Annotated in this window: 17 protein-coding genes; 13 read left to right on the top strand and 4 right to left on the bottom strand. The window is 72.5% G+C overall.

Annotated elements, in window-relative coordinates; translation table 11 throughout:
• Window positions 1-2: 2 nt before the first annotated feature.
• On the bottom strand, window positions 3-1,007 hold the full coding sequence (locus AB0D29_RS25380; RefSeq protein WP_362857307.1) for an AfsA-related hotdog domain-containing protein: 1,005 nt from the start codon (window positions 1,005-1,007) through the stop codon (window positions 3-5).
• A 338-nt stretch (window positions 1,008-1,345) separates the two neighbouring features.
• On the opposite strand from AB0D29_RS25380, the gene AB0D29_RS25375 reads away from it, so the two are divergent.
• Window positions 1,346-4,081 carry a PKD domain-containing protein gene (locus tag AB0D29_RS25375; protein WP_362857305.1) on the top strand — a complete coding sequence of 912 codons (2,736 nt, stop codon included), beginning with the start codon at window positions 1,346-1,348 and terminating at the stop codon, window positions 4,079-4,081.
• 182 nt (window positions 4,082-4,263) lie between these two features.
• Here AB0D29_RS25375 and AB0D29_RS25370 read toward each other — a convergent pair whose 3' ends face one another.
• A complete protein-coding gene (locus tag AB0D29_RS25370; RefSeq protein WP_362857303.1) occupies window positions 4,264-5,097 on the bottom strand; it encodes a hypothetical protein in 834 nt (277 codons plus the stop codon).
• Between the two features lie 195 nt (window positions 5,098-5,292).
• On the opposite strand from AB0D29_RS25370, the gene AB0D29_RS25365 reads away from it, so the two are divergent.
• The 12 genes from AB0D29_RS25365 to AB0D29_RS25310 all read left to right on the top strand — a co-directional run bounded on the left by AB0D29_RS25365 (window position 5,293) and on the right by AB0D29_RS25310 (window position 17,694).
• Entirely contained in the window at window positions 5,293-5,433 is a 141-nt protein-coding gene (locus tag AB0D29_RS25365) for a hypothetical protein (protein ID WP_362857301.1), read from the top strand.
• A gap of 179 nt (window positions 5,434-5,612) precedes the next feature.
• Complete coding sequence (locus tag AB0D29_RS25360) at window positions 5,613-6,995, top strand: MFS transporter (protein WP_362857299.1); 1,383 nt, start codon at window positions 5,613-5,615, stop codon at window positions 6,993-6,995.
• Between the two features lie 122 nt (window positions 6,996-7,117).
• Complete coding sequence (locus AB0D29_RS25355; protein WP_362857297.1) at window positions 7,118-8,068, top strand: AIR synthase-related protein; 951 nt, start codon at window positions 7,118-7,120, stop codon at window positions 8,066-8,068.
• 159 nt (window positions 8,069-8,227) lie between these two features.
• A complete protein-coding gene (locus tag AB0D29_RS25350; protein ID WP_319722627.1) occupies window positions 8,228-8,827 on the top strand; it encodes an acyltransferase in 600 nt (199 codons plus the stop codon).
• Window positions 8,828-9,234: 407 nt separating this feature from the next.
• On the top strand, window positions 9,235-10,404 hold the full coding sequence (locus AB0D29_RS25345) for a hypothetical protein (protein ID WP_362857295.1): 1,170 nt from the start codon (window positions 9,235-9,237) through the stop codon (window positions 10,402-10,404).
• Entirely contained in the window at window positions 10,401-11,171 is a 771-nt protein-coding gene (locus tag AB0D29_RS25340) for a WecB/TagA/CpsF family glycosyltransferase (RefSeq protein ID WP_362857293.1), read from the top strand. Before AB0D29_RS25345 ends, AB0D29_RS25340 begins: the two co-directional genes overlap by 4 nt.
• A complete protein-coding gene (locus AB0D29_RS25335; RefSeq protein WP_362811911.1) occupies window positions 11,171-12,427 on the top strand; it encodes a nucleotide sugar dehydrogenase in 1,257 nt (418 codons plus the stop codon). The genes AB0D29_RS25340 and AB0D29_RS25335 overlap by 1 nt, the downstream gene beginning before the upstream one ends.
• Window positions 12,428-12,431: 4 nt before the next feature.
• Window positions 12,432-13,574, top strand: coding sequence for a UDP-N-acetylglucosamine 2-epimerase (non-hydrolyzing) (gene wecB / locus AB0D29_RS25330; protein ID WP_362857291.1), 1,143 nt, complete (start codon window positions 12,432-12,434; stop codon window positions 13,572-13,574).
• Window positions 13,575-13,596: 22 nt separating this feature from the next.
• Window positions 13,597-14,355, top strand: coding sequence for a chain length determinant protein (locus AB0D29_RS25325; protein ID WP_362857289.1), 759 nt, complete (start codon window positions 13,597-13,599; stop codon window positions 14,353-14,355).
• Complete coding sequence (locus tag AB0D29_RS25320; RefSeq protein ID WP_362857287.1) at window positions 14,352-15,800, top strand: oligosaccharide flippase family protein; 1,449 nt, start codon at window positions 14,352-14,354, stop codon at window positions 15,798-15,800. Before AB0D29_RS25325 ends, AB0D29_RS25320 begins: the two co-directional genes overlap by 4 nt.
• A gap of 6 nt (window positions 15,801-15,806) precedes the next feature.
• Window positions 15,807-16,877 carry a hypothetical protein gene (locus tag AB0D29_RS25315; protein WP_362857285.1) on the top strand — a complete coding sequence of 357 codons (1,071 nt, stop codon included), beginning with the start codon at window positions 15,807-15,809 and terminating at the stop codon, window positions 16,875-16,877.
• Window positions 16,878-16,890: 13 nt separating this feature from the next.
• Window positions 16,891-17,694 carry a glycosyltransferase family A protein gene (locus AB0D29_RS25310; RefSeq protein WP_362857283.1) on the top strand — a complete coding sequence of 268 codons (804 nt, stop codon included), beginning with the start codon at window positions 16,891-16,893 and terminating at the stop codon, window positions 17,692-17,694.
• On the opposite strand, the gene AB0D29_RS25305 is transcribed toward AB0D29_RS25310, so the two are convergent.
• Both AB0D29_RS25305 and AB0D29_RS25300 read right to left on the bottom strand, forming a co-directional pair.
• The gene (locus tag AB0D29_RS25305; RefSeq protein ID WP_362857281.1) at window positions 17,691-18,680 is read right to left on the bottom strand and encodes a glycosyltransferase family 2 protein; all 990 of its coding nucleotides are present in this window, start codon (window positions 18,678-18,680) and stop codon (window positions 17,691-17,693) included. The genes AB0D29_RS25310 and AB0D29_RS25305 overlap by 4 nt on opposite strands.
• Complete coding sequence (locus AB0D29_RS25300; RefSeq protein ID WP_362857279.1) at window positions 18,608-20,647, bottom strand: O-antigen ligase family protein; 2,040 nt, start codon at window positions 20,645-20,647, stop codon at window positions 18,608-18,610. The genes AB0D29_RS25305 and AB0D29_RS25300 overlap by 73 nt, the downstream gene beginning before the upstream one ends.
• Window positions 20,648-20,716: the final 69 nt, after the last annotated feature.

Genomic DNA, 20,716 nt, shown 5'->3' with positions numbered 1-20,716 from the left:
GCTCAGTAGTCCTGCACCACGGAGGTACGGGCCTCGGCGACGGCCCGGCGGCGCTGCGTCAGGGTGAGCGTGACGGGAACGGTCGGCCGCCCCTCGTCGTCGCGCCCCAGCGGCCCGGCCACCGCCACGCACCGCAGCGGCAGATCGCGCTCCGCCGGCCCGCGGAAGTGCACCTGGCAGGCGCCCAGCGTGCTGCGCGCGGGGTTGAGGCCGTGCGCGCGGCCCGAGGCGAGCAGCGAGGTCTGGCGCAGGGCCTCCATCAGGTGCAGACCGGAGTACTGGCCGTCCTCGCCGGTGAACACGGGGCTGACCCGGGTGGCGAGCAGCCAGGTGCTGAGCCGGCCGCGCGAGACGTCGGTCGGCTCGCTGATCACGATGTTCTCGGGGGCGTAGCGGCCCGCCTCGGCGGAGTCGACCGGGCGCAGCGGGCCGTCCGGGGCGTCGTCGAGCTCGGGCGCGGCCTGCAGGGCCTGCCGGGAGTGCTCCACGTGCTTGCGGTACAGCTTCGGCATGAGGAAGACCAGGCCGGCGGCGCCGGTCGCGCACGGGCGGCCGTCGATGGTGACCTGGAGGTGGAAGTCGAGACCGCGCGGGACCTCGGCCACCACGTTCGCCGGGCGGGCCGTGATGTGGGTGGCCAGCGGGACGGGGCCGGCGGCGCCCGCGTCCGTGCGCCAGGCGGAGAGGTCGGTGAAGTCGAGGGTGAAGCGGTAGAAGAGGCCGGGCCGGTCGTCCGGCACGCCGAAGTAGCGGTGCCCGACGAACTCGCCGATCTCGCGCACCGTCTCGGTGGCGATCTGCAGGTCGTGGAAGTGCCCCGGGCCGTCGTTGAAGAGCGGGTGAGTGACGGGAGTCGCGCCGACGAGGGTGAAGTGCTCCTCACCCAGGCTGGGTGCGTCCAGGGCGTAGTACGCCCGGGTGGGCGGACGGTGGATCAGGTGCTGGGTGCCCGCGGTCGCGTGTCCATGGATGGTGGGGGGCGAGGTCGTGCCGTTGTCGACTGTCATGTCCCTCTCCTTCTCTGCAGCCATGGTGGAGCCGTGGTGGAGCGGGCAGCCACCCGGCGCCGGTGTCAGCAAGGTGCATGGCAGGAACTCGTCCCGCCCCCGGGCTCCCGGCTCCCTGCGGGGCCCGGCGGCAGAGGAATCATTGAACGCGCTCAAAAAGAGTCGGCAATCGGCGTGACAGCGGCTGGCCGAAAGTGGATGATGATCCCTGCCGCTACGGGTCCGAGTGTCCGATGGCCGCCGGGGGGAACTGGCGCCATCCGGTGTCGTGATGCACCGCACCGCACCGCACTGCCCGTGGCGACCCACGCCGTTTTCTGCTCGAAGGATGCCTTCCGTTGCGCCCCACTCGTGCGACCGTCCTGCTCACCGCGGGTCTCGTCACCTTTCTCGGGACACCGGCCGCCACCGCGGCCGAAACCCCTTCCACCCTCTACGTGAACAGCCGGGAGGGGTCGAACTGCACCGACTCCGGACCCGGCTCGCAGGCGGTCCCGTACTGCACCATCTCGGCGGCCGCCAAGGTGGCCGGACCGGGGCAGACCGTGAAGATCGGGATGGGCGTCTACCCCGAGGCCTTGGATCTCGACCGCTCCGGCACGCCGGGCAAGCCGATCGTCTTCGACGCCGAGCTCGCCGACCGCCAGCCCGCGATCTCCGTCAAGTCGCTCACCGTCAACGGTGCTTCGCACCTGGTGGTCCGAGGGCTCCGGCCCAACACCGTCAGGGTCTCCGGGTCCGCCGACATCGAGCTGGACCGGCTGAGGACCTCTGGCGGCCACGTGCCCGGCGTCGTGATCGGCGGCGCGAGCACGGATGTGCGCCTCACTCGCAGCCACGCGACCGACGTCCGTATCGAGGGCGGCTCCCAGCGCACGCTGCTCGGCCGCAACGAACTGGTGGGCGTCGACGGACCGCCGGTCGCCGCGCAGGACGCGCCCGGCACCGTCATCACCAACAACAGGCTGGTCAACGACTGCTTCGCATCCGCCTCGGTCACCGGTACCTCCACCGGATCGGCTCTGTTCAACAATGTGGTCTACGCGTACCGGATGACCCGCCCGTGCCCGGACGGCGCCCCGGTCACCGGCATCGAGGTGGCGCCGAGCGCGGCCTCCGGGACCCGCGCCGACTCCAACCTGCTGGTCGACGGCGAGACCAGCTGGCTGACGGCGTACAAGTGGGCTGGTACCACCTACGAGACCGCCGCCGCGCTCAAGGCGGCGACCGGCCAGGGTGAGCACGACATCCTGGTCCCGTCCGCGATGTGGGTGGTCGACGGGAACGACGGCTCGCCCATCATCGACTCCGGGGACCCGACGGCTCCGGGCGTCCTGCCCACCGACGAGCGTGACTTCCCGACCGCCGACGACCCGCGCCAGCCCAACACCGGGAAGAACGGCGGGTACATCGACCGCGGCAACCGGGAGACCCAGGACTCGCTGTCCACGGCCTCGGTCGAGATCGAGGAGAACTGGGCCCCGGTCGGCACCACGGTCACGGCCAAGGCCATCACCGACAGCAGGTGGGGCGGGCTGACCTACACCTACGACTTCGGTGACGGCACGGCGCCGGTCACCACCAAGGACCGCACCGCCCAGCACGTCTACGCGAAGCCCTGCGAGTGCACCGTCAAGGTGACCGCGGTCACCGGCGTCGGTGTGCGGGCCACCGGCGAGACCACCACCAGGGCGACGGCGCCCGGCCCGCTGACCGCGGGCTTCACCACCCAGGCGGTCCTGCCGACCTCCGACAACCCGATCGGCTACACCCGCCCGCTGACCTACGAGTTCGACCCCCGGCCCGCCACCGCGGCACCGTGGCCGGTGCAGCGCGTCGACGTGGACTTCGGCGACGGTACGTACGCGCACAGCGACCACATGGACCGTGCCTACGCGCACACCTACGCCCAGCCCGGCGACTACAAGGTGACGTTCACCCTCGGGGACAAGAAGGGCGCCGTGAACACGGTGAGCCGGAACGTCCGCGTCGACTACGCCCCCTCCGGCTACGCGGCGGTCGAGCCGTTCCGAGTGCTCGACACCCGCGAGGGCGGCTCGCTCCAGGCCGGCAGTGCCACCCCGATCACCCTGCCCGTGGGCATCGCCGACCCGAAGCACCCCCAGTCGGGCAGCATGGCCGCGGTCGTCCTCAACGTGACCGTCACCGACGCCTCCGAGGACACCCACCTCAGCGTCTGGCCCTCCGGCCAGCCCCGCCCGATCACGTCCAACGTCAACGTCAAGGCCGGCGGCACCGCCTCCAACACCGTCACCGTGCCCGTCGGCGCCGACGGGAAGATCCTCGCCCAGCTCAACGCGGGCAAGGCCGCCCTCATCGTCGACTTCGTCGGCTACTACCAGCCGAACATCGGCCGGCGGTTCACGCCGCAGACCCCGACCCGCGTCCTGGACACCCGTACCACCGGCGGGAAGCTCGGCGGCGGGCAGACCCGGACCGTCAAGGTCGCAGGCGTCAACGGCATCCCGGCCGATGCCACCGCCGTCGCGTTCAACCTCACCAGCACCGGTACCACCCAGAACACCCACGTCATCGCCTACCCGGACCCGGCCAAGCGCACCGCGACGTCGAACCTCAACCCCGAGCCCGGCGTCGACAAGTCCAACCAGGCCATCGTCCCCGTCGGCGCGGACGGGACCGTCACCTTCTACAACAACGCCGGTGCCACCGACCTGATCCTCGACGCCGTCGGCTACTACGCCAAGGACGGCAAGGCCCTCTTCACCCCGGTCGTGCCGACCCGCCTTGCCGACACCCGCACCACCGGCAAGATGGCCCCCGGCGCCACCACCACGGTTGCGGGCATCCCCGCGAACGCCCTCGGCGCCGTCGTCAACATCACCGCCACCGACACCGTCGGCGCCGGCTTCCTCACCGCCCACGCCGACGGCACCGCCCGCCCCGAGGCCAGCAGCCTCAACACCCGGCCCGGTGTCACCGTCCCCAACCACGTCACCACGCCCGCCGCCGGCGGCCGTATCGCGATCTGGAACAGCTGGGGCGGCAGCAACCACGTCATCGCCGACCTCCTCGGCTACTTCACCCAGGGCTGACCACCCGACCCGAACACACCGGAGCCCCGGCCACCGCGCACAAAGCACCGACGGCCGGGGCTCCCGGCATCCCGCAGGGACGACCACGTCATGTGGTGGAGGAGCGGTACACCGCGCAGGCCTGCGGGCGGCCCGCCGCCCGGACGCATCGCGTCATCCGGATCCGCGATGGAGGGGTTGCGTCAAGCGAGCGGATGTCCTCCGTGGCCGGCTTGGCCTGGGGGCGGCATGGCGTCGCGCTCCCATGGCGAGACGCGGTATGCGTGGAGAGCCTGGTCGTCTTGGCCTGCTGTCTTCGCACTCCCGACGTCGGAGGGGTCCAAGCGGATCGTGGCGAGAGAATCGCGGTGGTCCCGGAAGTTCTCCATGATCCCGGAGAAGTCCTTCAAGAGGCCCTGATCCAGCATCAGTTTGGCCAGTACCAATTCCCCTCCCCTTTGCGGCTCGTCCTGCTCGCTCGCCCGAATGTCCCTCAAGAGGACGAGAACGTCAGCGACGGTGTCGGGGCTCGATGCCCAAAGGTGCTCTCGGAGGACGCGCGACTCACTTCCGTGCCCAGGCCGCACGGTGGGCTGTGGGGGCACGATGAGCCCCTCAGGCAACATTCCTGGCAACTTCCAATACTCAAGCCCGCCCCGCACGGCCTCCGCCACGGACTCCTGAAGCTCCACGGGGAGCGACGGCACGTCTGCGACGAGTTCGACGATCTCGTCCACCGCCGCCGCCTGCCACAGGGCATCGAATCGATCGATCTGCTCCTCTGGAGTGGTTCTGCGGGCACGCGCGCCCAAGACCTCGACAAGTGAGTCCAAGACGTCCCGGCTCGGCAGTACCGGGCTGGTGAACGCGGCATGGAGCGTGCTTCGCGAGGCCCGTGTCGACGCATCCATGGCCCGGAGCATCACACTCAGGGACGGCCGCCCCGCCCAGAGGTGGAGTGTGTGCAGCGCATCGTTCAGAGCCTTCAGCGGCCCCTCTGGCAACTCCGGCCTCTTGAACAGACCCGGCTTCCCCATAACGCGCCCCCTGCGTCCAGAACCGTCCAGAACCATCCACCAGCATCTCACCTCGTACGCAGCCGTCGGATTGCTTCGTTCTACGTTCGGGTTCGTGGGAATCCGTAGCCGTCCGTCTCCATGCGTCCTGGCGGGTCACCGCCTCGTGCACCCTGGTCTCACCGAGCAAGTCACCACTGCTTAGGGGAAGTTGACATGCACGAGTTGCTGAACCTCGCCCTCGAAGGACTCCTCACCAACATGCCGTCGCAGATCCTCGGCAGCGCAGTGGCAGCCGGCGTCGCCATCGCCTGGAAGCGGTGGCAATGCCGCCGCCAGGAGCCGCCGCAGGAGTAGCAGCCCTTCTCGCCGAGGGCACGGCCGTGCCCGAGACCCTGAAGGCGCCTGGGTTTTAGTGACCTCCATGCGGCGGGGCGCACTGTTCGTGCCGAGGCCCCGCCCCCCGGGACGTCCCCCACCCCTTCGGGCGGGGCCTTCGCACCGTCGCTCTCCCCGATCCCGGAAGGGAGCCCCCGATGGCCACCACAGGGTCCGCGCGCACCCCCCGCGCCGTACCGGACGCCCCGCCCGCCCCCTCGGGACCGCCGAACCGGCCGCCGGCCGCTCTGTCCGCCCGGCTCCGGTTCGGCTACGCCTCCGGCTCCCTCGTCACCGGTACCTTCACCACCCTCCCCGGCCTGCTCCTGCTCCCGTACCTCACGGACACCCTGGGCGTGGGCGCCGCGCTGGCCGGCGCGATCGTCTTCGTGCCCAAGGCGTGGGACGCGCTGCTCAACCCGCTGGTCGGGCGGGCCAGCGACCGCACCCGTACCCGCTGGGGCGCCCGCCGCCCGTACGTCCTCGGCGGCGGCCTCGTGATGGCCCTGGCCTTCGCGCTGACCTTCGCGGGCCCGCTGCCGGGCAGCGCCGGCGCCTGGTTCACCGCGGCCGGCTACCTGCTCACCGCCACCGCGTTCGCCTTCTTCCAGGTGCCGTACGTCGCCATGCCCGCCGAGCTCGCCGACCGCGACCAGGACCGGATGCGGCTGGTCGGCGGGCGGGTCGCGGTCATCGGGGTGGCGGCCCTCGTCACCGGCGCCGCCGCGCCCGCCCTCGTCGACGCCGGTGGCGGCGGCCTCGCCGGGCACCGCTGGGTCGGCGTGTTCGGCGCGGCGGTCATCGCCCTCGGCACGCTCTGGGTGTTCGCCGGCACCTCCGGCGCCGGCCCTTCCGGCCCCGTCCTGGAGAGCGAGGCCAGCCTGCGCCGCCAGTTCGCGGCCGCCCGCGGCAACCCCTCCTTCACGGCGCTGCTGCGGTGCGTGGTCGTCCAGTCCGTGGCGACGGGGGTCCTTCTCGCGGGCGCGCCGTACTTCGCCGACCACGTGCTGCACGACTCCGCCGGGGTCGGCCCGATGGTGGCCGCGTTCGTCGCCCCCAACCTGCTGACCCTCCCGCTCTGGTCACGGCTGCGCGGCCGCCGCGGACACGCCTTCGCCTCCGCCCTCTTCGCCACCGGCTGCCTGCTCTTCCTCGCCGCCCCGCTGCTGCCCCCGGCGGCGGTGCTCGCCACCATGGCGCTCGCGGGCACCGGCCACGCGGGCCAGCTGCTCTTCCTGTACGCGATGCTGCCGGACTGCATCGCCCGTGACTCCGCCCGCACCGAGCGCCGCCAGGCCGGCGTCCTGTCCGGTCTGTTCACCACCGGCGAGGGGCTCGGCGTCGCCCTCGGTCCCTTCCTCTACGGCCTCGTGCTCCAGCTCTCCGGCTACGTCTCCTCCGGCACCGGCCGCGCCGCCGAGCAGAGCGCGAGCGCCGAACTCGGCATGCTGGCCGGCTTCGCGCTGCTCCCGGCCCTGGCCACCGCCGGCGCCGTCGTCCTGCTGCGCGGCTACGGACGTCCGGGCCGGCGCCCCTGCTGACCGCTCCGGGCCGGCGCCCCTACTGACCCCTCATCCGGCGCCGTACGGCCGAAACGGGTATGCCCGGCCCCGTACGCGCAGGATGATGGGGCGATCATGACTCGCGGGCATCGGGGGATGGCGTGACGTACACACAGGGGTGGGAAGCGGCCCAGGTCGGTTTCGGGCCGGGGGTACGGGCCCTGATCGAGGAGGAGCTCCTGCCGGACCGGAGCGTCATCGTCCGGACCGGCACGTACGTCGTCGACCCGCCGTTCTTCGGCAACGGCGACATCGGGCGGGTGGCCGTCTGCGGCGCCGTCAACGAACTGGCCGTCACCGGCGCCGAACCCCGGCACATCGCCCTCGGCATCGTGCTGGAGGCCGGGCTCCCGCTGGAGCTGGTGCGCAGGCTGACCGCCTCGGTGCGCTCCGCCGCCGCCGAGGCCGGCGTCACGATCGCCGCCGTCGACACCCAGGTCGTCCGCGCCGGCGAGGCCGACCGGGTCTTCGTCACCGCGACCGCCTTCGGGGTGCTGGGCCCCGGCGCACCGGCCCTGGACCTCGACTCGGTCCGGCCGGGCGACCGCATCGTGGTGACCGGGCCGCTCGGCAGCCACGCCGCCCACCTGGTCTCCCTGCGCGACGGCCTCGGCTACGAGCACCACGTCCCCAGCGACTGCGCCCCGCTCGGCGGCATGCTGCGGGAGGTGGGCGCCGACATCCACCACGCCCGCACCGTGGTCGCGGGGGGCCTGGCGGAGGTGCTGCGCCAGTGCGCCGCGGGCCGCGGCCTGACGCTGTGCGTCGACGAGGCCGCCCTGCCCGTACGGTACGAGGCCCGGGTGGCCCTCGGCGCCCGCGGCCTGGCCCCCCTGGACGCGGCCTGCGCGGGCTGCCTGTGCCTGTTCGTCCCGCCGGAGCACACCGGCCGGGTCCTGACGGCGCTGCGCGCCCACCCCCACGGCCGGCAGGCCGCCGTCGTCGGCGAGGTCACGGCCGACCCGATGGGCGAGGTGGAGTTCCTGGCCCCCGACGGCCGCCTCCACACGCGCACCGTCCCGGCCGGCTCCGTTCCCGAACGCCTGCTCTGACCGGACGGGGCAGGGTGTGAAACCGGCCAAATCCCGGACGCAGACGGTTGGTTGATCCACACGTGGGGTGCCCCGCCGGCGCATATGCTCGGCCCGTACGGACGTGCGTCCGTGCGTCCGTACGTCCGTATGCCTCGCGAACCGTAAGGGGACCGCGCCGTGAGCGTCCGCATCCAACCCTCCTCCCAGGTCGACGAGAGCGCCGAGCTCGGTGAGGGGACCACGATCTGGGATCTGGCGCAGATACGGGAGGAGGCCCGGCTCGGGCGCGGGTGCATCGTGGGGCGCGGGGCGTACGTCGGGCCCGGCGTACGGATCGGGGACCACGTGAAGCTCCAGAACTACGCGCTCGTATACGAGCCGGCGGAGCTCGGCGACGGGGTGTTCATCGGCCCGGCCGCCGTCCTCACCAACGACTTCTACCCGCGCGCGGTCGAACCCGACGGCCGGCTCAAGCGCGACGGCGACTGGGAGCCCGCCGGGGTCGTGGTCGCCGAGGGGGCCTCGCTGGGGGCCCGTTCGGTGTGCGTGGCCGGGGTGCGGGTCGGGCGCTGGGCGCTGGTGGCGGCCGGTGCGGTGGTCTCGAAGGACGTACCGGACTTCGCGCTCGTGGCGGGTGTGCCGGCGCGGCGGATCGGCTGGGTGGGCCGGGCGGGGGTCCGGCTGGTGGAGCGCGCGGGCGAGCCCGGCGTGTGGGAGTGCCCGCGCACCGGCGCGCTGCACGACGAGAAGGACGGCACGCTCCTGGAGCGAACCTGACGGAACGTCGGCAAACTACGTCACCGGCATTTCCTCAAAACCGCAATCAACGAACATCCGTGGGCATACCTTGTCCCTGTATACGGGATCTGAGCACGCAACAGGCCGTGCTCAGTGGGGGGTTGTAAACACGACGAGGGCATCGCCGGCAGTGTGACGGCGGGCGCGCACACCATGCGCCCGCCCGCACTGCCGATCACGCATGCTCCAGTCCGAGGCATCGCTGGGGGGTCCAGACGCAGCCTCGGTACGGCTCGTGCCATCGGTGGGACGACACCGGAGGCACGGGCGTCGTCGTCACGCGCAATCCCCTCCGAGGAGCGATCAGAGGGGGTAGGTGTCTTGGTGCCGTACGGCTCGGACATACGGAGTGCGCGGAGCACCCGGGGGATCGGGGTGGGGACCCGATGACCAGCACACGATTAGCAGTACTGGCCGGCGAGGACCTGCCGCTGCACGCACTCGCCGAACGGCTGCTCGCGCTGGCCGAGGCGGGACTTCCCGCGATGTACCTGCCGGGCGCCGAGACCTTCGTGTTCACCAGGGCGGGAACGGTCTCGCCCGACGGCACCCGCCGCCTGGAGCAGCGCGGGACCAGCACCCGGTACGCGGCCATCACCGCGCTGGGCGCCCGGTTCCTGCCCGAGGACCGCCAGCGCGCCCTGTTCGGCGGGCGCACCGCCGGGGAGTTCGCCGGCCTGCTCGTCGAGCGGCTGCCGGGGGTGGTGAACCTCGGCGACGCGGCACTCATCGCCTGGGCCGCCGCCGAGACCGGCCACCCGAAGCTGTCCGACGCCCTCGACCGGGTCGCGGAACTGGACGTGCCCGGGCGGCCGCAGTACACGGTCGAGGCGGCCTGGGTGCTCTCCGCCCTCGCCGCCGCGCGCGGCACGGTGGACGTGGAGGACCGCCTCGCGGCCGCCCGCACCCGCCTGCTGCTGGCCAGGACGGGCGACAGCCCGCTCTTCCCGCACGCCACCGGGCCGGGGCTGGTCCCCGGGTACCGCTCCCACGTGGCCTGCTTCGCCGACCAGACCTATCCGCTCCAGGCACTGGCCCGGCTGCACGCGAGCGGCGACGACCCGCAGGCCCTCGCGGCCGCCGACGCCTGCGCCGCCCGCATCTGCGCACTGCAGGGCGACGGCGGCCAGTGGTGGTGGCACTACGACGCCCGGCGCGGCGACGTGATCGAGGGCTACCCGGTCTACAGCGTGCACCAGCACGCCATGGCCCCGACCGCGCTGCTCGACCTGGCCGAGGCGGGCGGCACCGACTTCGGCGCGGCCGTCCGCAAGGGCCTGCGCTGGATGACCGACGTGCCCGAACTCGCCGGCCCCACCGGCAGCCCGCGGGAGCCGATGATCCGCGAGGACCACGGCGTCACCTGGCGCAAGGTCTACCGCGGCGACCCGAAGAAGGCCGTCCGCGCCGCCCGCGGGCTCACCACCCGGGTCGTGCCGGGCGCGCGCCTCGCCCCGCTGGACCGGATCTTCCGGCCCCTCGCGGTCGACCGCGAGTGCCGCCCGTACGAGTTCGGCTGGATGCTCTTCGCCTGGCTCGGGGGGCTGCCGAGATGACCCAGCGGCCCTTCCTCTTCGGGATCGCGCTCGATCCGCTGACCATGGACGAAACCGTGCAGCGCTGCCTCGACGCGGTCCGGCGCGGTGAACAGATCGAGATCGGCATGGTCAACGCCGCCAAGCTGGTCAACATGCGGCGCGACCCCCGGCTCGCCGCGGCGGTCGCCGGCTGCGACCTCGTCCTGGCCGACGGCCAGGCGGTGGTCTGGGCCGGCCGCGTCCTGGGCGTCCGGCTGCCCGAACGGGTCGCGGGCATCGACCTGTTCATGCGGCTGCTCGCGGCGGCCGAGGTGGCGGACATCCCCGTCTACCTGCTCGGCGCCGAACAGTCCGTGCTGGAGAAGATGCTCCGGCAGATCTCCGAACGCTTCCCGCGCCTGCGGGTGGCCGGCAGCCGCAACGGCTACTTCGACGACTCCGACCAGGAGCCGATCGCCGACGCCGTCGCGGACAGCGGCGCCCGGATGCTGTTCCTCGGGATGACCTCCCCCAAGAAGGAGATCTTCACCGCGGGCTACGGCAAGCGCACCGGCGCCCACGTGGTCCACGGAGTCGGCGGCTCCTTCGACATCCTCGCCGGCATCACCAAGAGGGCCCCCCTGGTCTGGCAGCGGATGGGACTCGAATGGTTCTACCGCACCCTCCAGGAGCCGCGCCGTCTCGGCAAGCGCTACCTCACCACCAACGCTGCCTTCCTGGCCATGACGGTCCGGGAACTCATCCACCGCACACCGTCTGCCGGTTCCGCGAACAGGAGTCACTGATGCGCGTCGTCGTCGTGGGACAGGGATACGTCGGACTGCCGCTGGCCATCCGGGCCGCCGAGGTCGGACACCAGGTGATCGGGTACGACGTGGACGCGCGGCGGGTCAAGAGCCTCGCCGCCGGCGAATCGTACGTGGAGGACGTCTCCTCCGAACGGCTGAACCGGGCGCTGGCCAACGGCACCTACCGCCCGAGCGAACTGGCCCGGGACTGCGGCGGCTTCGACGTCGCCGTCGTCACCGTGCCGACCCCCTTACAGGACGGGGCCCCCGACCTGCGCTACATCGAGGAGTCGGCCCACACCCTGGCCCGCTTCCTGCGGCCGGGCGCGACCGTCGTCCTGGAGTCCACCACCTACCCGGGCACCACCGAGGAGCTGTTCGCGCCGATCCTGGAGGACGGCTCCGGGCTCACCGCGGGCGAGGACTTCCACCTCGGCTACAGCCCCGAGCGCATCGACCCGGGCAACACCGTCTGGGGCTTCCAGCAGACACCCAAGGTGGTCTCCGGAGTCGACGCCCGTTCCCTCAAGGCCGTCGAGGCCTTCTACGGGGACCTCGTCGACACCACGGTCCCGGTCCGCTCGCCCAAGGAGGCCGAGCTGGCGAAACTGCTGGAGAACACCTTCCGGCACGTGAACATCGCGCTGGTCAACGAGATAGCGATGTTCGCCCGCCACCTCGACATCGACGTCTGGCAGGCCATCGAGGCGGCCTCCAGCAAGCCCTTCGGCTTCATGAAGTTCACCCCCGGCCCGGGCGTCGGCGGCCACTGCCTGCCCATCGACCCCTCCTACCTGAACTGGCGGGTGCAGCGCGAACTCGGCCAGAACTTCCGCTTCGTCGAACTCGCCAACGACATCAACAACCACATGCCCGAGTACGTGACGCGCCGGGTGATCGACGCGCTCAACGCCAAACGCCGCTCGGTCAACGGCTCCAAGGTCCTGCTGCTGGGGCTCGCGTACAAGAAGAACACCGGCGACGCCCGGGAGTCGCCCGCCGTCCGCATCGCCCAGCTGCTCCTCGACATGGGGGCCAAGGTCCGTGCGGCCGACCCCCACGTGGTGGAGAGCATCAAGGTCGACGCCCGGCTCGTGCGGGTCGAACCGACCCGCAAGGAGCTGGCCGCCGCCGACGTGGTCGTCCTGCTCACCGACCACGACTCCTTCGACTACGCGATGGTGACCGAGCACGCCTCCTTCGTCCTCGACTGCCGCAACCGGGTCTCCGGACCCACGGTGGAGGTGCTCTGAACCCATGACCAGGATCGTCTGCGTGGCCGGCGCCCGGCCCAACTACATGAAGATCAAACCGGTGATGGACGCACTGGAGCGCCGCGGCGCCGAGGTGATCCTCGTCCACACCGGACAGCACTACGACGAGTCCATGAACGACGTGTTCTTCCGCGACCTCGGCATCCGCCCGCCCGACCGCTACCTGGGCGCCGGATCCGGCACCCACGCCCAGCAGACCGGGCGGGTGATGGCCGCCTTCGAGCCGCTGCTCGACGAACTCGCCCCGGACGCCGTGGTGGTGGTCGGCGACATCAACTCCACCCTCGCCTGCGCCCTGGTCACCGCGAAGGCCGGCCCGCTGCTGGCCCACGTGGAGTCCGGGCTGCGCAGCCGGGACTGGAGCATGCCGGAGGAGGTCAACCGGGTCGCCACCGACCGGCTCAGCGACTACCTGCTGGCCCCCTCGCCCGACGCGGCCGCGAACCTGCGGGCGGAGGGCTACCGGGAGGACCAGATCCACGTCGTCGGCAACGTCATGATCGACACCCTCCTCGCCAACCTGGACCGCGCCAGGACCTCGGACGTCCTGGACCGGTACGGACTCACCCGCGGCGGATACGGCCTGGTCACCCTGCACCGGCCCGCCAACGTCGACGACCCCGGCGCGCTGCGCGGCCTGCTCAAGGCCCTCGGCGAGATCGCCGACCGCTGCCCGCTGCTGCTGCCCGTGCACCCGCGGGCCGCGGAACGGCTCGCCGAACTCGGCGTGCCCGGCGGCATCCGGCTCGTACCGGCCGCCGGATACCTCGACTTCATCGCCCTGCAGGACTCCGCCCGCCTGGTGCTCACCGACTCCGGCGGCGTCCAGGAGGAGACCACCGCCCTGGGCGTGCCCTGTGTGACCCTCCGGGAGAACACCGAGCGCCCCATCACCGTCGAAGAGGGCACCAACGTGCTCGCGGGCACGGATCCGGAGCGCATCACGGCCACCGTGAACCGGGTCCTCGACCACCCGCCCGCGCCGCGCTGCCCCGCACTGTGGGACGGCCGGGCGAGCGAGCGCATCGCCGCGGTCCTGCTCGACGGCCCGCCCGCGCACGCCCGGCCGCGCCCGACCGACCTCGTCCCGCGCGGCGCGGCCACCGATCGACAGCACGTGCTGTAAACGCAATTCGAAGGGGAAGACCATGGATCTCGCGGAGATCTGGCGGGTCATGCGCAGACGCTGGTACGTGCTGCTGCCCGGACTGCTGATCACGGCGGCGCTCACCGCCGCCGTGTACCTGCTGGTCCCGGTGGAGTACCGGTCGCAGAGCACGGTGACGCTGCTGAACTCGAAGAAGGCCACGGTGGCCTTCGACGGCAACCCCTTCCTGAGCACCCAGGCCTCGCTCACCGGGATGGCCGACGGCCTGGCCCGCAACCTCAACTCCGACGGCGCCAAGGCCGACCTGAAGTCCCTGGGCGTCACCGGGGTGCACGAGGCGAAGATCGCCGACAACGCGCTCGGCCCCTACATGTGGCTGAGCGTCGTCGGGACCGACCCGGCCGCCGTGCTGAAGTCGGACGAGATCCTCACCACCTACGCGGAGAAGCGGCTGCTGGAGTTCCAGAGCCAGCAGTCGGTGGCACCCGACGCCATGATCCGGATGTCGACGATCGTGCCTCCCCAGAAGCCGGAGGCACAGACCAAGGCCAGGCTCCAGTTCCTGGTCATGGCGGGCGCGCTGGGCTTCGTACTCAGCCTGGTGGCCACCTTCTTCGTGGAGGCCCGCAAGCGGCAGCGGTCGGTGCCCGGCAGGCACCGGCCCGCCCCCGGCGACGGCGGCGAGGCCGGCGGACCGGCCGCGGAGGACGCCGGTGACCCGACGGCCACCCTGCGCATGACCGTCGCCCACCCGGCCGGCTCCGGCGCGGCCGGCTCCCGTACGGGCGGATCGCCGTGACCGCCGCCGGAACGGACACCGAGACCGCCCCGGCGGCGCCGTCGCTCGGGCGCAAGGTGGGCTCCGCCGCCCGGTGGAGCCTGATCAACACCGTGGTCATGCGCCTCGGCAACTTCGCGACCGGGATCATCCTGGCCCGCTTCTTCCTCGGGCCCGAGGCCTGGGGCGTGTACGGCATCGCGCAGACGGTGCTGCTGGTCCTGCTCTCCGCGAACGAGCTCGGCGTCTCGCTCGCGATCATCCGCTGGGAGGGCGACCCGCGCCGCTTCGCCCCGACCGTCCTCACCCTGAGCGCCCTGTCCAGCGGCCTGCTGTACGTGGTCCTGTTCGCCGTGGCCCCCGCGGTGGCCGACGTGCTCGGCTCGCCCGAGGCCTCCGGCGTCCTGCGGGTCATGTGCCTGGTGGTGGTCCTCGACGGCCTGTCCCAGGTGCCCGCGGGCTTCCTCACCCGCGCGTTCGCGCAGGGCCGGCGGATGGCCGTCGACGCGGTCAACTTCGTGCTCAGCACCACGGTGACCCTGCTGCTGGCCGTCCAGGGCTGGGGCGCGATGAGCTTCGCCTGGGGAGCCGTCGTCGGCAGCGCGGGCGCGCTCGTCGGCTGCTGCCTCGCGGCCCCCGGCACCCTGCGCTTCGGTTGGGACCGGGAACAGGCCCGGGCCCTGCTCCGCTTCGGCCTGCCCCTCGCCGGGGCCAGCCTGCTCGCCCTCGGCGTCGCCAACGTGCCGCCCATGGTGGTGGGTTCGACCCTGGACCAGCTGGCCCTCGGCTTCTACGTGCTCGCGTTCAACATCTCCGGCTGGCCCGTACGGATCGTCTCCGAGGCGGCCCGCCGGGTCTCCTTCGCCGGATTCTCCCGGCTGGCCGAGTCCCCGAAGGCGCTGGCCGACGGATTCGGCCGCGCCCTCGCCGTCCTGGTCACGGTCACCGTCCCGCTGTGCGTGCTGCTGGCCGGCCTCGCCGGACCGATCGTCGAGCTCGTCTACGGCGAGCGCTGGGGGCCCGCCGCCCGCGCACTGCCCTGGCTGATGGCACTCGGCCTGATCCGCATCGGCTGCGAACTCGCCTACGACTGTCTGGTGGCCATCGGCCGGCGCCGCTCGCTGATCGCCGTCCAGGGCATATGGCTCCTCCTGCTGATCCCGGTCCTCGTCGTGGGCGCCCGCACCGGCGGGATCGCGGGGGTCGCGCAGGGCCAGGTCCTGGTCGCCGCGGTCGTCGTGGTGCCGGTGTACCTGGTCGCCCTGCACTGCGGCGGCATCCCGTTCGCCGGCGTCGTCCGGGCCTGTGCCTGGCCCTTCCTCGGCGGGGTGGTGATGGCGGTGGTGGTCCTCGGCCTGGAGCGGTACCTCGGCTCCGGGGTCCTCGCGCTCCTGGCGACCGCGATCGCCGGCACGCTCGTCTACGGCCTGTGCGTCCTGCCCAGCCGTTCGTTGCTCCGGGGGTAGGCGGCCGTGACACAGCACCGAAGGCGTCTGGGGGCCTGGCTGCTCGCCGGGGTCGTGCTGGCCGTCGTACTGACCCTCTACCAGGCGGACCGCACCGGTGTGAGCGATCCCGCCGCCGCACCGCCCGCCACGCCGACCGCCGCACCCCCCGGTACGGCCGCCCCCGCGCCCACCGCCACGCCGAGCCCCTCGGCCACGCCCTCCCCGACGCCCTCACCGGGTACGCCCGAACCCTCGCCCTCCGGCTCCGCCTCCGCCTGCACCTCGCCCGGGGCCTGCGGATTCCCCGACGAGAACAGCACCGGCCCGCGCATCGCCCTGGAACGGCACGACACGGGCAACATGTCGGTCAAGAAGGACGGCACGGTCATCAAGGGCTGGGACATCCGAGGCTCGCTCGACATCTACGCCAACGACGTCACCGTCATCGACAGCAGGATCACCTCCACCAACTGGTGGGGGATCAACCTGCGCCCCGGATTCAGCGGACTGAAGGTCCTGCACACCACCATCACCGCCGTACCGGGCAAGGGCCCCGACAACGGCGGTGTGAACTACGCCGTCTCCAACATGGGAGGCAGCTCCGTCGAGGTCGGCTGGTGCGACATCTCGGTCTTCGGCAACGCCCTGTCCATGGGACAGGGGAACCTGCACGACAACTACGTGCACGACCTCGTCGCCTTCCGCAACCAGGGCGGCGAATGGCAGCACACCGACGCCGTCATCAGCGGCGGCGGCAACAAGGGCCGGCTGATCCTGCGCCACAACACCCTGCTGAACTCCACCCCGGTGGACCGGGGGGCCACCGCGGCCGTCGGCCTGTTCGCCGACACCGGGGTCGTGTCCTCCGTCGTCGTCGACGGCAACTGGCTCGCCGGGGGAGCGTACGCGCTCTACGGTGGCGGCCCCGGCGCCACCGGCATCCAGGTCACCGACAACGTCTTCTCCACCCAGTACCACCCGGGCGCAGGCGCCTACGGCCCGGTCGCCGCCTGGAACGCGGGCGGCGCCGGGAACGTGTGGAAGGGCAACCGGATGTCCGACGGCCGGCCCGTCACCCCCGAACCAACCGGCTGAGGACGGAGAGTTCATGATGCGCCGGATCGCGCGGGCCCCCTGGGAGCTGCTCAAGCGGGCCTTCGGCTGGCTGGTGCTCTTCGAGGCCAGGAACAAGCTCCTGCTGGCCCCCTCCGCCGTGCGGCTGCGCCGCTTCGAGGACGCCGAGACCACCCGCCTCGCCGCCGTCCTGGGCCGCCCCCCGGCCGCCCTGGTCGCCACGGTGATCGCCACGCACCGGCGCCCCGAGGCGCTGCGCGCGGCGGTCCGCTCGGCGCTGGAGCAGACCGTGACCGACCAGGTGGTCATCGTCGTCGACGACGGCGCCGGCCTGCCGGAACTGCCTGCAGACCCAAGGCTGTTCGCGGTGTCACTGGCCCGGAACACGGCGACCGCCGGGGTCGTGCGCAACGTGGGGATCCGGCTCACCGGTTCGCGCTACGTGGCCTTCCTCGACGACGACAACCTGTGGGAGCCCGACCACCTGGAGCAGGCCCTGGCGGTACTGGAACCCGCGGGCGGCCCCGACGCCGTCTACACGGCGCTGCGCAGGGTGCTGCCCGACGGCACCGAACGCGACGTCCTGTCGGTGCCCTTCGACCGCCGCCGCGCCGCCCACGAGGCCTTCCTGGACACCAACGCCTTCGTGGCGCGCCGCACCCGGTCCCTGTACTTCAGCCGGCTGCGGCGCACCCCCGAGGTGCTGCCCCGCGAGGACTGGGAGCTCGTCCGCCGCTACGCCCGCCGCCACGAGGTGCGCCACCTGCCCCGCCCCACGGTCCGCTACCTGGTCAACCCGGACAGCTTCTACACCGCCTGGGACGGCCCGGTCTCCTAAGGGCCGGGGGTGGTGCGCAGGGCGGACGGGCTGGCCAGGGCGCGGGCGGCGGCCAGGCTGGCGGGGCGGCCGAGGACCGCCCGCGAGGACTCCCGCAGCAGGACCGCCGCCCGGAAGGCGGCCGTCGCCGCGGCCCCGTGCCGGCGCCCGTAGAGCCTCACCCGGTTGAGCGTCAGCAGGGTCCACAGGCGCGGCGAGACCTGCGAGTCCCCGCCGAGATGGGTGGCCGCGGCCGCCGGCTCCAGCCGGGTGACGAAGCCGCGGTCCCGGGCCCGCAGGCAGTACTCGGTCTCCTCCGAGTACAGGAAGAAGGACTCGTCCCAGGCCCCGCAGGCGTCCAGGCACTCCCGGGACAGGGCCATCAGCGCGCCGGTGGCCCAGTCCGCGACCGTCGCCCGCTCGTACGCGGCCGGGTCGGTGACCAGCTCGCTCCAGCGCGGGAACCGCCCCGCCCGGCGGTTGCCGATCACCGCCTCGCCGAGCGCCCGCGTCACGCGCGACTCGCGGCGCAGCGAGTGCAGGAGCGTGCGGCCGTCCTCCTCGTACAGCAGCGGGACGCTGATGCCGACGCGGCCGCCGCCGGGCGCCGCGGCGCCGAGCGCGTCCAGGAGCAGCGCGGCGCAGCCCCGCCGCATCCGGACGTCCGGATTGCACACCAGGGCCGCCCGGAAGCCGCCCTCCCACGCGGCGGCCGCCCCGAGGGCGGCGTTCACCCCGGCCGCGTACCCGGCGTTGCGGCCGGTCTGGACGACCGTCGCCTCCGGGGCAAGGGAGCCGATCAGGTCCACGGTGTGGTCGGCCGAGTCGTTGTCGGCGACGACCAGGCGCCAGTCGAGCCCGGCCATGCCCTCCGGCAGCGAGGCGAGGAACTCCGGCAGCACCGCGGCGCTGTTCCAGGTGACGACGACGACGGCTACCGGACCGGAGCCGGCGTCGGAGCCGGAGCCGGGGAGGGGCTGAGGGGAGACGGGGCGGCGGGAAGACATGGGAACTCCACGGATCGGGGCTTGGGCGCCGCGCGCCGGATGAAGCCGAGGTAGCTGCCTCCGGCGGCGATCGTCAGGAAGAACATCCCGGCGAACATCGGGAAGCTGAGTGCGTCGAAGGTGGCGCTGACGACCAGGGCGACGACGGCCGAGGCGAAGAACGCCTGCCCGAGCTCCCGGTCGGACTCGCCGACGGCCAGCCGGCGGATCGCCCCGCCCTGGTGGATGCCGGTGAGGAAGAGGAACAGGAGCGCGAACAGCCCCAGGAAGCCCATCTCGGCGAGGGTCAGCATGTACTGGTTGTCGGTGAAGAAGTACAGCTCGGGAATGAAGGTGCCCAGGCCCCGTCCGACGAACGGGCGCTCGTCCAGGTAGGGGACGATCGCGCTGTACTTGACCGTACGGGCCTGGGTACTGCTGTCGGAGTTCGTCAGGAAGGACGCGAACAGCGCGGTGATGGTGCCGATCAGCCCGGGGATGATGACCTTGAAGCAGGCCACCGCGCCCAGCAGCACACCGAGCGCGCTCCACCGGCGCTGCGGCTTCCAGCGCGGCACCATCACCAGGATCACGAGCAGCGCCCCGATGATCGAGGTGCGCGACACCGTCAGCGGCAGCGCCCCGCCCATCAGCACCACCGGCCCCCAGCGGCGCCACGCCCGAAGGTGGCTCCGTACCGGATCGAAGGCCTGCTGCACGGCGAAGGGCAGCAGCAGCGCCAGCATCCCGCCGAACTCCAGCGGCTGCGCCGTGGTGGACCGGGGCCGGGTGAAGGCCCCGCGGTCCAGGGTCGCGATCTGCGGGACGCTCGACTGCAGCCCGGGGATGCTGATGCTGTCGGCGATGTTGGTCGCGGTGAAGAAGTCGTAGAACCCGACGGCGGCCACGATCGTCCCCATCACCACGGCCCGGCGCAGCAGTACGTCCAGGCGCGAGCGGTCCTGGATGCCGGCGGAGACCAGCACCACCAGCGACACCCACACCAGCAGGGCGATCAGGCCGCGGTCCGCGCCGAGCAGTTCCTTGCGCACGCTGCCGCGGCCCGCGTTCGCGATGTAGGAGGCGAGCACCGACACGGCCAGCAGCCACATGGCCACCCTCGGCAGCCGGGTCCCGGGCGCCGGCCGGATCCGGCCGGTGAGCCAGGTCGCGAGGTACCAGAACAGGGCCAGCAGGGCGAACACGTTGGCCGGGGTGCCCACCCCGCCCAGTCCCGGCAGCGTCAGGTTCGACGGGATGAAGAAGGCCAGCGCCATGTACCCGGTGAGGAGCGCGGTGGCGTCCACGTGGCGGCCCCGGGACCGGCGGCGGCCGGCCTTCCCGCGCGCGCCGGCCTCGGCCGCGCTCTCGCGCCTGCGGCGGCGGGCCGCCAGCAGGGCGTCCGCCACGAAGGAGAGGGTGAACCCGCTGCCGGCTCCGAGGATGAGGACCCCCAGCACCTGCTGGTAGCGGCTCTTGAGCTGCGGCACCGGGGTCTGCGGCAGCACCACCGGCGCGGTCTGCACGAAGTACGCGGGCTGGACCTTCGCCGCCGCCTGGAGCGCGTTGAGCTGCTCACCGGCGAAGGCCGTCAGCGTGTTCGTCTCCTCCAGTACCCTTCCCCGGTCGGTGCCCGTGACCGTCAGCGTCAGCAGCGGGCCCGAGGTGTTCGCGGCGAAGCCGACCGTGTACGGATCGGTCACGCCCAGGCTGTGCAGGTCGCGGGCGGCATCGGCCCCGGACAGCGTCCTGATCAGCACGTCCGCCGTCACGACCAGGCTGCCGCCCGCGTTGGATATGGGATTGCCGAAGGCGGGCGGCAGCTGGGACGCCGCGTTGGAGTCGAGCAGCGCCACCGAGCTCTGCGACTGGTACGCCACCGGCACCGACCGGTACAGGTGGAGCGCCGCCAGCACGCTGAACAGGATCGCCGGCACGATCACGTACCAGCGCCGGCGCAGCACGGCGCCCATTTCACGAATGCTCACGAACACCCCTGCCGGGTAGCGGATTTGATGGCGGACCTACCCGGGTCCTGCAAAGATCGGTCATGAAGG

Source organism: Streptomyces sp. NPDC048424, from assembly GCF_040651555.1.
Classification (GTDB): Bacteria; Actinomycetota; Actinomycetes; order Streptomycetales; family Streptomycetaceae; genus Streptomyces.
Note: the sequence above shows the minus strand (reverse complement) of the source record. Positions and strands in the feature narration are given on the sequence as shown.